The organism is Chamaesiphon minutus PCC 6605 (genome assembly GCF_000317145.1).
Taxonomy (GTDB): domain Bacteria; phylum Cyanobacteriota; class Cyanobacteriia; order Cyanobacteriales; family Chamaesiphonaceae; genus Chamaesiphon; species Chamaesiphon minutus.
The window spans coordinates 6002263-6016019 of the sequence record NC_019697.1 but is presented as its reverse complement, the minus strand read 5'-3'; the positions used below and the strand labels follow the sequence as shown (position 1 = coordinate 6016019).

Sequence of the window (13757 nt, the reverse complement as noted above, 5' to 3'; positions counted from 1 at the left end):
CTATCTCCTCTAGATTACGAGTAATAGCGTGGTGCAGATAACAATCGATCGCTGCTACAGTAGATGGGACAGGGAGTTCAAGTATTCAAAATTTAATATGAAAGCAATGATTCTGGCTGCTGGGAAAGGTACCCGAGTGCGTCCCATTACTTATACTATTCCCAAACCCTTAATTCCTATACTACACAAGCCAGTGATGGAGTTTTTGGTGGACTTGCTCAAGCAGCATGATTTCACTGAAATTATGGTCAATGTCAGCCATCTTGCCAAGGAGATTGAAAGCTATTTTCACGATGGACAAAGGTTTGGCGTCCAAATTGCCTATTCATTTGAGGGCAAGATTCGCGAGGATGGAGAATTAGAGGGAAAAGCTCTGGGTTCGGCTGGTGGGATGCGCCGAATTCAAGATTTTTATCCCTTCTTTGACGATACATTTGTAGTGCTATGTGGTGATGCACTGATCGATCTCGACCTCACCGCCGCCGTAAAATGGCATCGCGAAAAAGGCTCCCTCGCCACGATCGTGACCAAATCGGTACCGCGCGATGAAGTTTCCAGTTATGGGGTAGTGGTCACCGATGAAAACGGTAGAATTCAAGCATTCCAAGAAAAACCCACAGTAGAAGAGGCACTGAGTACAAATATTAATACGGGGATTTATATTTTTGAGCCAGAGGTGCTCAATTACATTCCTTCTGGTGAAGAATATGATATTGGGGGCGATCTATTTCCTAAATTGGTAGAAATGGGTGCGCCTTTTTATGCGATCGCGATGGATTTTCAGTGGGTAGATATTGGCAAAGTCCCCGACTATTGGCAAGCAATTCGCAGTGTTTTAATGGGTAAAGTAAAAAATGTGCCGATTCCTGGAACTGAGGTAGCACCAGGAATTTTTACCGGAATTAATGTTGCTGTTAATTGGGACAAGGTAGATATTACTGGCCCAGTTTATATTGGTGGGATGACCAAAATCGAAGATGGAGCCAAAATTACTGGCCCAGCGATGATCGGTCGTAATTGCCATATTTGTAGTGGCGCACACATCAATAATAGTGTCATCTTTGAGTATTCTCGGATTGCTGATGTGGAGTTAACTGACAAGTTAGTATTCGGACGATATTGTGTCGATAAAGATGGTGCGACGATCGATCTCCAAGCCACTTCATTGGATTGGTTAATTACAGATACGCGCAAACCGATCGAGAATATTAAACATCCAGCCACAGTATTTGCTGGTTCTTTTAAGGTTAACCAGCTCGGTTAATTAGTTGATAGTTGATAATTGATAGTTGATAGTTGTTAAGACGGATATTTAAATTCCGTTTTAATAACAATCCGAAATGTGGGGGCTTTAAACCCTTAGTATTAGGTAAAAGATCGAGCGGGATGCAATACTTCTCGGTTAAGTTAGGTACCGATTAAAATCGGGACGAACAATATGAAGTCCGCTTAGGTGGACTTCACAACACTAGCGGCGACTTGAGTCGTCAGCAGTTCTTAACCAAGAAGTATTGGAGCGGGATGGAGATCGAGCTTTTACCTGCCGTGTCAACCGCTCTGGCGGAGCAGCGTACCACCCGATCTTCAGCGCAAATATCTATGTCCGATCTCGAACCCGAACACCTCCACCTAGCAAGTAGTTTTGAATCCGGCTGGGAAGGGGTGAATTTAATTTTAGAGCGGGAACCGCGCGGGGAAATGCCCGCAGCAACGATGAATTTTCATTTTCTAACGATCGCGCTCGACAACTTTAGCTGTAGCTACAAAACAGCCAACGGTTGGCAATCAGTGGACTATCAAGCAGGCGATGTCGCCATCATCCCTCAGACAGAGCTATTTCCACACGTCTACATCGAGTCCGAAGTATTACTCTTAGAACTATTTCTGCATCCAGCACAGACTAAGACTCTAGCTCCTGGCAAACAATTGGTACCGCAGATCCAGGTGCGAGATCCGTTAATCGTCCAAATGGGATTGGCATTGTATCGAGAGTGGCAATGTAGCGGTGCAGAAGGCAGACTCTATGCCGATTCGATCTCAATTGCCTTGTCCGCACATCTAGCCCAAAACTACAGTACGGCGAAGCTCGCATCTGTCGGAGGTATATTATCGCCGCGCGATACCGATCGCATTAAAGATTATATCGAGGCTTATTTGGGTGAGGAGCTGACGGTAGCCCGATTGAGTCGAGTAGTCGATCTGAGCGTTCATCACTTTGCCACGGTATTTCGCCGCACGTTTGGAATCACACCGCATCAATACATCCTCAAACAGCGGATCGCCCGATCTCAAATCCTGTTAAAAACCACCTCTCAACCAATTGTCGCGATCGCCCATCGAGTCGGGTTTCAAACTCAAAGTCATTTTACCCGCATTTTTCATCAACACACCCATTGCACGCCCAAACAATATCGCGATCGCATCTAAATCGCGGTTTTAGGACAAAGTTCGCAAGCACAGACAAGACAGCAGCTCGGCTCGATCGATAAAGTAGATGCAAATACAATCTACACGAGCGGAGGTTGACAGGATGAAAGGATGGCCAATAGTAATGACAGTCACGATCGCGCTCGGAGTTGCTGTGGTAGCGATTTTGAGCAGCATGGGGTTGACAGAAACATCTACACTCATTCTGGTGCGACTGACAGCGAGATCTTCTTGTCTGCTATTTTTGCTCGCCTTTATTGCGGCACCACTGCGACGGTTATGGCAATCGCCCCTGTCGCTATGGATGGTGCAAAATCGCCGCTTCCTGGGCTTGTCGATGGCAGTATCCCACACATATCATGCGATCGCTTTTTCCACATTGCAGCTAGCCATTCGCCAACAAGCCTTCAGTGCCAATCCCTTGGCAATTTTAGGCTACGCCTTTTTACTCGCGATGACAATTACCTCGTTCTCTGCAACAGCTAAAGTGATTGGGCGGCGTGCTTGGCGGGTACTGCATACGGCGGGAATGTACTATTTTTGGCTGATATTTGCCGTCGAATTTGGCAGACGAGCGCGGCTGGAATGGGGATATTTATTCCTCACATTATTAGTTTCGATCGCAATGCTCGTCCGCATTTTTGGCACTCGAAGAACTCAAGTTCAGCCAATATAATCGCGATCGTCCGATTCGTAAATAACCCAAGTTGCTACCTATAATCTCAGCGGTTAGAAACCGCTGCTAGTGATACGAAGTCCGCCTACGCGGACTGATATATTTAGTCCGCGTAGGCGGACTTTGCATCACCAGCGGCGACTACCCTTCGGGAACGCTTCGCGAACAGTCGCTGACTAACAAAATGCGTATTGTCACTACTCCGCATCAGGCCATAACAGTCGCACCGCCAGCAGTGCAAAACCGAGCGCAGCCAAGCCTTTGAGTAACTTAGTCGGCAAAAAAGCCGCCATTTCGCCACCTGCTATGACACCGATCGAGCTAGCCAATAATAACGCCACCACCGAACCAAAAAATACAGCACGAGGATGCTGAGTGCTACCACCTAACGCGATCGCGGCTAGTTGGCTTTTGTCACCGATTTCCGCGATGAATACCGTCGTGAAAGTTAATGCTAGTAATTGCCAATCCATAATTTAGTGGATAGTGGATAGTGGATAGTGGATAGTTGATAGCTATATACCTAAAGCCTAAAACCTAAAGCCTAATACCTAAAGTACTCTAACAATACTAGGAATACTCGCGATCGAATCTAAACCGCGAATTTCCGCTAGTGCAGATTCAAAGTCACCTTCAGAGACTTCGTGAGTGACTACGACGATTTCGGCGCGATCTCCTTGGAAACCAGTTTGGACGATCGATTCGATACTAACATGATGTTCGCCAAAGCAAGTTCCGAGTTTGCCGATGACGCCGGGGACGTCGATACACAGAAATCTAACATAGAAACTACTCCGCAAGCTCGATAATGGAGCCATCTCGCTATAGTGGCTATGGCTACAGCTTAACAAGGGATGGAGCGATGTATTGGGTGAATTTACAGCATCTTCGTGACTGGAATTAGTTTGCATCACACCCACGATCGCCAGAATATCCGAAACAACCGCTGAAGCAGTCGCGCCAGCACCCGCACCAGGGCCGAATAACATCACTTGTCCCAAGGGTTCGCCCTCGACTAAAATCGCGTTGTAGACGCCATTTACCGTCGCTAGAGGTCGATCTTTAGGTACGAATGTCGGATGTACCCGCACGGATACCCCGCCACTTTCGACACGTTCGGCGATCGCTAGTAATTTAATGACAAAATTGAGCTTGTCAGCATAGGCAATATCCGTCGCGCTAATTTTCCTAATGCCCTCGCAGTACACATCATCGCGCTTGATTCTGCCCCCAAACGCCAGCGATGCCAAAATTGCAATTTTATCCCCCGCATCCAATCCATCGACATCAGCGGTCGGATCTGCCTCAGCGTAGCCAAGTTTTTGGGCGTCGGCGAGGATATCGGCAAATTCACCACCCTCGACAGTCATCCGCGTCAGGATATAGTTAGTCGTCCCATTGATAATTCCCGTGATGCGTTGAATCCGGTTGACACCCAAAGACTGTTTCAAGGGTTGAATCACCGGAATTCCGCCGCCGACAGCCGCTTCTAGCATCACATAGACGCCTGCTTGATTGGCCGCAGTAAAGATTTCGTCGCCAAATTTAGCAATGACGGCTTTGTTTGCAGTGACGATATGCTTGCCATGTGCGATCGCTTTGAGCATCAAACTCCGCGCGGGTTCGATCCCACCCATCAGCTCGACGATAATATCGATATCGGGGTCGGACACGATCGAGTCGAGATCTGTAGTTACCAGCTCCGAAGGCAGATCCACCGCACGCGGCTTATCGATCGATTTCACGCCCACCCGCTGAATCTCGATCGATTGGAGTAAGTGATGCCGACCTACGGGATCTCGTAATATTTGAACCGTCCCCGTACCAACAGTTCCCAGTCCTAAGATGCCAATTTTAACCACAACTCGATCGTTTTGAGAGAATTACCGTGCTGTTTCGATCTTAAGCTAGTACGTACCCAAATTATTTACGATTTTGGATTTTGGATTTTGGATTTTGGATTACCAAACCTTTACTGTATCTAGAGTCTGCTCGCTCATTTGTCGCTATTGATGTTTAAATTTGGTATTAGCCTAAAAATTTAGCGGACTCGCTCGTGCTTTGGAAACATAAACAGGCGATCGGGACGCCATTTGTCATATAGTAAATGAACCGTTCGTAGATCGCCGCAAACTGCTATATGGCTGTCAGTAAAATTTCGCTCGGATCTGTCAAACAACTCTTCGCCAAACGTCGAGATCGGCTCTCCACCCAATTGCTAGCATTAGGGCTAATTATTACAGCTAGCTTCATCGCGATCGCCATTTTCGCACCATTATTACAGGCAATCGGATTACTCCAAGATCCGCAAGATTTGTTGGGTTCGCCGATGCCACCATATAACCCCATCAATCAAGCTCCCTCAGCGCAACATTGGTTTGGAACGAGTCGGGAGGGCTACGACGTATTTTCGCGGACGCTGTTTGGGACTCAGGCGGCTCTACAAGTAGTAGTTTTGGCCACTTTGATGAGTTTGCTCATCGGCGTACCGTTAGGGATGGTCAGCGGCTATTTAGGCGGCAATCTCGATCGAGTTTTACTATTCGTGATGGATACGATTTACACGTTACCAGGGTTATTATTATCGGTAACATTGGCGTTTATCGTCGGCAAAGGTGTCTTTAATGCCGCGATCGCGTTGAGCATTTCCTATATTCCCCAATACTTTCGAGTCGTCCGCAATCAGACGGCGAGCCTAAAGACACAAATGTTTGTCGAAGCAGCGCAGGCTCTAGGCGCATCTACCCGCCACGTCCTGACAAAATATCTATTTGCCAACGTGGTGCAAAGCGTCCCCGTATTATTTACCCTCAATGCTGCCGATGCAATCCTCGTCTTGGGTGGTTTGGGTTTTCTAGGTTTGGGTTTGCCCGACGAAGTAGCTGAATGGGGACACGATCTCAAGCAAGCTTTACCCGCACTCTCGACGGGGATTTGGTGGACGACACTATTTCCAGGGTTGGCGTTGACGCTGATGGTGACTGGTTTATCGTTGTTGGGTGAGGGTTTGAGTGAGTTGATCAATCCGAGGGATAGACAAAGATAGAGGTTAGTTCGAGAATTGATAATCGATCGTTAGCCCTGAAAGACAGAAGATTGCAATGACGTAATGGGAACCGCCTGGTTCGATCGAGTCGAGTGTTATATTGAAATTGTCGTTACGCATGGAGAATTCCTAAATGTCACATGGATACCTATCCCGCGCTCACAATTTCATTACTCAGTCAGCTAACTAACCGCGAACTGCAATCTAATTATCTCAATCATCTCGATCGAACCGCAGAAGTTGCCAGTCTCTTAACGCATATAACCGATCCAGATTTGGCACTGAGAATCGTCAATTTGGCATTAGAAGTAGATCTCAATCTCGGTGCTAGTTTAACTAGCTCGCTGGCTCCAGAATTACAAAAGATCGTCGTTGATGGGATCGAGCGATTAGAAATTCCTACTCGCCTCAAAATTAACCTCTGGCGAGAAACTAAGTCTAACGCTGCATTACCCTATCTCCAAGAGATTTTCATCTTCAACCATCAATTTCCCAATACTTATGAAGGGCATCAGGAGATTGACTCGGCAATAGCAACTATTATTCATATCGATCGAGATCTAGCAGTATATTTATTGATTGAAGAGTTAAATCATCCTCAGCGGTACGATCGAGCCGCAGAAATGATAGTCGATTTAGCTCCAGTAGAAGCGATCGAAGTCTTGGGAGATCTATTACGGAGTGGAGATCTAAGAAATTGCAATACAGAAGGTAACTCAATCGAGGCTTTAGCAAAAATTGGTACAGAGGCATCTATATCTGAGCTACGCGAGGTTCTCTATACGTGTAAGCATAGATGGTCTGACAGCGAGTGGATTCAAGGATTAGGTTATATTGCCGATCCAGTAATGGTAGAGCATTTAATTGACTTGTTTTATGAAACAGATCGGCCTCGAAGTGAAGTAATCGCAGCACTAGAACATATTGGCGGAGAAAAAGTCTTCGATTGGCTGCATCAATCAATATATTGGGTATCAGCAGATGATGAATTTGATAGCCCCTTTGACAAGATCGTACAAGCTTTATTTAGGCTAGATGGAGATCGGACATTAACAGCGATCGAAGGTGCGATTCATAGCTACGATCCAGTCGTCCGAAGACGTGCTGCGATGGCTTTAGTTGTTTGGGATGTTCCGATTGTCGATCGGAATTTATCAATTTTATTAAGTGTAATTGACGATCCAGATTTGGACGTGCAGATAAAAATTACTTGTGGCATTCGAGAGATTATCTATCTTAGTACATCTATCTATAATCCAATAAATATTACGCCCCAATTAATCGATAGAGCGATATTAGCTATCCAACCAATCATCAAATATATCAACGATCTAGATCCAGAAAATCGAGATCGAGTCATTGGTCAGCTATCAGAAAGAGAAGCATATCAGTGGCAGATAATAGAGGAAAATAAAGAGCCTGACGATTTACCCACTCTATTAACACTACTTGACGATCCAGATGTCGAGATTCGAGTATCAGCAGTAGTGAGTCTAATTGAATTAGGAAGTGTAGCAGTATTTCCGATAGTATTAAAGCTAGCCAGCAATCCTGAATTAGTAGCAACTTTAATTTGGGAATTGAAACAATGTCATCAATTAGGAACTAGCGAAGAAATACTTAATGAATTTTATCACGATCGAGAAGTAACAATGAAGTTTTTAGAAACTGCCGAAAGTTCTCTAATCGAAGCGATCGCGAATAATGTTGGCCATTTATGTCCGAATATTTTCAGATTGAGTGAAATTGGTAGCGATCGCGCAATTCCTACTCTTCAGAAAATCATCAAATCGGATGCCTTTGCTTATTATGATGAACCGGAAGATGCGACTAGATCTTTAGCAACAATTGGTACAGATGCAGCAAAAATGGCAATACTCGAAATTTTGACCGACTGCCCAAATTTAGGACGCTCGGTTTTTAATATATTTTCTGATGATGGTAGACTCGGACTTATGCCCCAGTTGTGGTCTGCTCATCGTCAAACTTATGTTGAGTGTGCATTGGATGCTATATCAAAAATTCAAGAAAAAGAAGGATTATACAATCCCGATTTTAGCGATCGATCTCATCCATTATTCGAGCCACCCCGTCGTCGATTGCGAGATATTCTGTTAGGAAACACCACCTCAGAAATATAGCAAACAAGTGAGTAGGGGCAATTCATGAATTGCCCCTACTCACATTCTCTGTTAACAATGGATAATATATAGCTATGCCCTTAGATCCTAAAGAATTTGAGAAAGTATTTGCCAATCACTTTGAACCGATCGCTCCAGAACAGTTTTTATATAATTTAAAAGCAGCTTGCCCCTACTTGTTCGATGAAGATTCGAGTAAGATCGTTGAAGTAAGTAATGGCAAAGAAGCAGATACCAAACTTATCGACGATCGAGTCCAACATTCTTCTTGATTACATAGAGGTAGTTTAATACGATTCGGCTAAACCAATATCTGTTGCAGTTTTAGTCCGCGAAGGCGGACTTTGCATCACTAGCGGCGACTTCAGTCGCTGACTAACCGAACCGGATTGGAAAGTAATCAATCGAAAACAGTCAGCAGAAAAGTATATTCCAAAGCGATATCTTTGAGATATTCATAGCGTCCCGATGCGCCGCCATGTCCAGAATCTAGATTGGTTTTGAGCAAGAGTAAATTATTGTCGGTTTTGAGCGATCGCAATTTTGCCGTCCACTTCGCAGGCTCCCAATAAGTCACACGCGGATCGTTTAATCCCGCCGTAATTAATAGATGTGGATAAGCTTTCGCTTCGACATTATCGTAAGGCGAATAGGAACGGATATAGCGATAAAACTCCTCATCGGCGGGATTCCCCCACTCGTCATACTCCAACTGCGTCAGGGGCAAATCGGCATCCAGCATCGTATTCAGCACATCTACAAATGGTACTTGAGCGATCGCGGCTTTAAATAGTTCGGGTTTGAGATTAATCGTCGCGCCGACTAGCAACCCACCCGCACTACCACCCGCGATCGCAATATTACCCGCGCTGGTATAGTTTTCGGCAATTAGGTGTTCGGCACAAGCCACAAAATCTAAAAAGGTGTTCTTTTTCTGCAAGAATTTACCCGACTCATACCAATGTCGCCCCAACTCCGAACCGCCGCGAATATGCGCGATCGCATAGACAAAACCGCGATCGAGCAAACTGAGTCGATTGGTGGAAAATCCTGGATCTAGACTCATCCCGTAAGAGCCGTAGCCATAGAGATAGAGCGGCTGCGTACCATCGCGTTTAAAATCTTTACGATAGACGATCGAGATCGGTACTTCTACACTGTCGTGAGAACGCGCAAAAATTCGCTCGGACTGGTACTGGCTGGGATCGTAACCCCCTGGAATCTCATTTTGCTTGAGAATTGTCTTAGATCGCGATTGCAGATCGTACTCAAATACCGTCATCGGTGAGACTAGCGAGGTATAGCCAAACCGGAATGTCTGGGTATCGTATTCTGGATTAGCTGCACCAAATACTAGATACGTGGGATCGTTGAATTCTAGATAATGCGATGTTTGACTCTGGATCTCGATCGCACGTAATTGTCCCAAACCTTGATAACGTTCGCTAATAATGAAGTAATCTTTAAATTCGTCGAATCCTTCAATTAATCGATCGGGATCGTGGGCAATATATTCTTCCCAGTACTGCTGCTGTGGTTGTTCTACCAGCGTCCGCATAATGCGGAAGTTCTGGGCGTTGTCATTGGTAAGAATATAAAAATAGCCCTGATGATGGCTGATGCTATATTCATGCCCTTTCTGGCGGGGTGTGACGATCGAAAAACTACCGTGTGGATCGTCGGCTGAAACAAAATATTGCTCGCTGGTGATTTTACCATCAGTGGTGAGGAAGATATAGCGATCGTCGCGGGATTTGCCACAGCCGACAAAAAACTGCGAATCTTTTTCTTCGTAGATTAACTCATCTCGCTCGCTCGGCTGTTCTAATGTATGTCGATACAGCCGATAAGGGCGCAAGTTTTCATCTAAAACGGTGTAATAGAAAGTCTGATTATCTTTTACCCACTCTAGCGAATAGTAAGTATTGGCGATCGTTTCAGGCAACAGCTCGCCCGTGTTAAGATTTTTAATCCGCAGTGTATATGTCTCCGAGCCATCGATATCTTCGGAATAGGCTAGGAGTTGATGGTTGGGACTGACGCCAAATGTGCCAAGCTGAAAATAAGGCTTACCTTCAGCAAGCTGATTTTCATCTAAGATGATTTCTTCAGAACTATTTAGATCGCCTTTTTTGCGGCAATGAATGCTGTATTGTTTACCAGCAGCAACTCTGGAGTAATAGTAATAATCACCTTTTTTGACGGGTACGCTGTTATCGTCTTCCTTGACTCGCGCTTTTAGCTCTTGGAACAAGCTCTCTCTGAGTTCTGCGTGTGGCTCTAAGACTTTCTCTGTGTACTCGTTCTCTGCTTTAAGATACTCCATCGTTTGCGGATTATCTCGATCGCGCAGCCAGAAATAATCATCGACGATCGTATCGCCATGAATCTCGATCTGGTGAGCTAGCTTGGCTGCGTGTGGCGGTTGCATGAGCGAACGATAGATAAACACCATCTACATTATCGATCGATTTCATCAATGTTGTCGTTTATCCTGAAAGACTGAAATTGGGAGCCTTTCGCCCACTTATTGCAGATCGACAGTTTACGCTCGATCGCATATATGGGGTTTAATAGTAGGATTGACAAGACTATAGAGAATACTATGAAGCATATAGGACAACCGAAGAGTGCTCCGAACTGGTATAAAGATCGTGGACAATCACATATTGAAGCAGAATTTAGTAGAGAACTTGGCGATTTAGCCACCCTTATCGAAAATGAACAATGGTTTGGAGATAAAGAAAAACATAGCCGTTACAGGGTAGATTTTATACTCAAAGATGCTCGATTAATTATTGAATTAGATGGACATGCTTACCATTCAACTCGTGAGCAATTAGAAAAGGATGCAGTAAGACAGCGTTATCTTTCTCGTGCAGGGTATGTGGTGTTAAGGTTTACAGGCAGGGAGATAAATCGAAACTCAGCAGCATGTGTAGAGGAAGTTAGAACAATTTATCAGGAGCGGATGCAGAGAGAGCCTGCTAAATACCGAGTAATGTATGTTGACTATCCATTTATTTGTCAAGAAAATGCCAAGTTATTACAATTCTACAAGAAATTGTATCCTCAAAAAGAATTTAAAATCCAATCTTTGGAAAAAATTATATTTTCTTCCATTGAATGGTTACATGAAAAATCTTTTATCACTGTCTTTGTATTTCACGATCCCGAACATGGTTATGAGATAGAACATCTTAACGGTCTAGTCAAAGAATATGACAAGGGTGAAATTAGAATTAATACTATTTCTGAAGAGTTGTATAGCATTGAATTAGGTAAACACATTATTAATTATTCACATTTATTTGACGAATTTTTAGTAGTAGCTGACGATCCTGTATATGTTCATCCACTACTTACAGCGTTGCTAAGTGAGATGAGTAAACTTCGCATGAGAGAATTTGAAATAAGCTATATTGGCAATGGCAAGTTACTTCGTAGAGGAAATCATGAGACAAGCTATGTAGATACCGATCTTGTTAAAGTAAGATGGCAAAATATTTGGTATGTGCTAGGTAGTGCATTAGGTTTAAGTCTAGACCAAATGTAAAGCCTAACCAGCTTATGCAGAGGAACGGATCGTCATATTATGCATGTGGTTATTTGGCAATTCCATCCGCTGATACGCCAGCCGTCATGCGTTTTTAAATGATTTTACTTGGTAACGTCTCAATAACCGCTGGTAAATCAGGGGGTTGCAAAAAGAGCAAAAATCTGGTTTAACAAAGAGATGAGTATAAACAGCGATACTAGTCCAGCCCAAGCGAGTACCCCAAGCACAGAGGTAGAAGGTTTGCGACGGCTGGTAGAAGAACAGCGAAAGCTCATAGATAAATTATCCAAACAACTCCAGAATCAGCAAGAAAGAATAGAACAGCTAGAAGCAGAATTAAGAGCAAAAAAGAAATTGAAAGGGAAACCCAGACTAAGTGCCAGTCTGTTGAATCAGCCCAAACCAAAAGAAGCAAAAGCAGAAAAAAGAGCAGGTTCAGCCAAAGAAAGTAAAAAATCAAACTTTGAGAGCGACGAAGAAATAGTCATCCAACCGGATAGTATTCCAGAAAATACTAAATTTAATGGCTATCGGAGTTACGACGTACAAGAGCTAATAATTAAGCGGCATAACATCCGATTTCAGCTAGCGGAGTACATCACAGAGGATGGAAAAACAGTGGTGGGAGAATTACCCACAGAATATCAAGGAAGACACTATGGGCCAGGATTAGTGTGTTATGTGATGTATCAGCATTACCAATGTAGAGTAACACAGCCATTAATCTACGAGCAACTCCGAGAATGGGGAATAGATATTTCGGCAGGACAAGTAAATCGGTTATTAAATGAAGAGCATCAAAGATTCGAGCAAGAACAACACCAGGTATTGAGAGCAGGGTTAGAGACAGCAACATATATCCATACCGATGATACCGGAGCAAGGCACAACGGTAAAAATGGATATTGCACAGTAATTGGGAATGATGACTTCGCGTATTTCCACAGCAGTAACTCCAAAAGTCGAGAAAACTTTCTGGAAATATTGCAAGCTGGAGCGGAAAAATATGTATTGAACGAAGAGGCAAAAGCATATCTGGAAAATTATCAGCTCCCGCATAAACATCTTCTGGAGATCGGTTTTTCGGAAGAGCCATTGGCAATCACCAAAGAAGATTGGCATAACTATTTATTAGGAAAAGGAATAGTTGGCGTAAAAACAGTACGGGTGCTGAGTGAAGCAGCACTGCTAGGGGGTTTGACAATTCAAGGTAGGAGTGAGCCACTGAGGATTCTCAGCGATGGGGCAGGACAATTCAACATCATGGAGCATGGATTATGCTGGGTTCATATCGAGAGAAATTTGCGAAAATTAGAGGGTAAGACCGAGCAAGAACGAGAGAATATTGCTGATATGCAAGGATTATTATGGGAATACTATCAAGAATTGAAACAGTACCAACAGCAGCCAAGTAGAGAAAGAGCATTGAGCCTACAGGATAAATTTGATGAGATATTTGGCAGATGTTATATTCATCATGGATTGCTCAATCATGCACTCAACCAAATCAGAAATCGCAAGATTGAACTGTTACAGGTACTAAATTGTCCAGAATTTCCCTTGCATAACAATGCAGCAGAAACTGATATTAGAGAATATGTGACCCGCCGAAAAATTAGCGGCGGCACACGTTCTGAGTTAGGACGAAAAGCTAGAGACACTTTCGTTGGATTGAAAAAGACTTGTCGTAAACTAGGGATTTCGTTTTGGAATTATCTGACATCTAGATTATGTGGCGATGAACAAGTACGACCCTTATCAGATGTGCTTCGTGCTAAAGCTGCTGCTAAAATTCCGGCTCCAGCATAGCGAATTTTAAGTAACTATCTTATTTAGTACGAGAGAGGGGTATTTCTCCTGACCATATTTCCCTCTATCAGCGTTTATTGAGGTCTTACTTTACTTGTT

The 13757-nt window shown here is 44.0% G+C and carries 11 protein-coding genes; 8 read left to right on the top strand and 3 right to left on the bottom strand.

Going from position 1 to position 13757, the window contains the following annotated elements; translation table 11 throughout:
* The first annotated feature begins 97 nt into the window (after nt 1–97).
* The 3 genes from CHA6605_RS27525 to CHA6605_RS27515 all read left to right on the top strand — a co-directional run bounded on the left by CHA6605_RS27525 (nt 98) and on the right by CHA6605_RS27515 (nt 3103).
* Entirely contained in the window at nt 98–1264 is a 1167-nt protein-coding gene (locus tag CHA6605_RS27525; RefSeq protein WP_015162635.1) for a nucleotidyltransferase family protein, read from the top strand.
* A gap of 215 nt (nt 1265–1479) precedes the next feature.
* Complete coding sequence (locus CHA6605_RS27520; RefSeq protein WP_157260121.1) at nt 1480–2427, top strand: AraC family transcriptional regulator; 948 nt, start codon at nt 1480–1482, stop codon at nt 2425–2427.
* 103 nt (nt 2428–2530) lie between these two features.
* Nucleotides 2531–3103 (top strand): Ferric reductase like transmembrane component, encoded by a 573-nt coding sequence (locus CHA6605_RS27515; protein WP_015162633.1) that lies wholly within the window; start codon nt 2531–2533, stop codon nt 3101–3103.
* A 197-nt stretch (nt 3104–3300) separates the two neighbouring features.
* On the opposite strand, the gene CHA6605_RS27510 is transcribed toward CHA6605_RS27515, so the two are convergent.
* On the bottom strand, nt 3301–3576 hold the full coding sequence (locus CHA6605_RS27510; protein ID WP_015162632.1) for a TMEM165/GDT1 family protein: 276 nt from the start codon (nt 3574–3576) through the stop codon (nt 3301–3303).
* A 78-nt stretch (nt 3577–3654) separates the two neighbouring features.
* Nucleotides 3655–4965: a homoserine dehydrogenase gene (locus CHA6605_RS27505; RefSeq protein ID WP_015162631.1), complete on the bottom strand. Its 1311-nt coding sequence runs from the start codon at nt 4963–4965 to the stop codon at nt 3655–3657.
* Between the two features lie 278 nt (nt 4966–5243).
* Between CHA6605_RS27505 and CHA6605_RS27500 the strand changes: the two genes are divergently transcribed.
* The 3 genes from CHA6605_RS27500 (at nt 5244) to CHA6605_RS27490 (ending at nt 8562) form a co-directional block, all read left to right on the top strand.
* Nucleotides 5244–6149: an ABC transporter permease gene (locus CHA6605_RS27500; protein ID WP_015162630.1), complete on the top strand. Its 906-nt coding sequence runs from the start codon at nt 5244–5246 to the stop codon at nt 6147–6149.
* Between the two features lie 140 nt (nt 6150–6289).
* Nucleotides 6290–8290: a HEAT repeat domain-containing protein gene (locus CHA6605_RS27495; RefSeq protein ID WP_015162629.1), complete on the top strand. Its 2001-nt coding sequence runs from the start codon at nt 6290–6292 to the stop codon at nt 8288–8290.
* A gap of 74 nt (nt 8291–8364) precedes the next feature.
* Nucleotides 8365–8562 (top strand): hypothetical protein, encoded by a 198-nt coding sequence (locus tag CHA6605_RS27490; protein WP_015162628.1) that lies wholly within the window; start codon nt 8365–8367, stop codon nt 8560–8562.
* Nucleotides 8563–8690: 128 nt separating this feature from the next.
* Here CHA6605_RS27490 and CHA6605_RS27485 read toward each other — a convergent pair whose 3' ends face one another.
* On the bottom strand, nt 8691–10721 hold the full coding sequence (locus tag CHA6605_RS27485; RefSeq protein ID WP_198288408.1) for a S9 family peptidase: 2031 nt from the start codon (nt 10719–10721) through the stop codon (nt 8691–8693).
* Between the two features lie 174 nt (nt 10722–10895).
* Between CHA6605_RS27485 and CHA6605_RS27480 the strand changes: the two genes are divergently transcribed.
* The gene (locus CHA6605_RS27480; protein ID WP_015162626.1) at nt 10896–11846 is read left to right on the top strand and encodes an endonuclease domain-containing protein; all 951 of its coding nucleotides are present in this window, start codon (nt 10896–10898) and stop codon (nt 11844–11846) included.
* A 180-nt stretch (nt 11847–12026) separates the two neighbouring features.
* The gene (locus CHA6605_RS27475) at nt 12027–13658 is read left to right on the top strand and encodes an IS66 family transposase (RefSeq protein ID WP_015162625.1); all 1632 of its coding nucleotides are present in this window, start codon (nt 12027–12029) and stop codon (nt 13656–13658) included.
* Nucleotides 13659–13757: the final 99 nt, after the last annotated feature.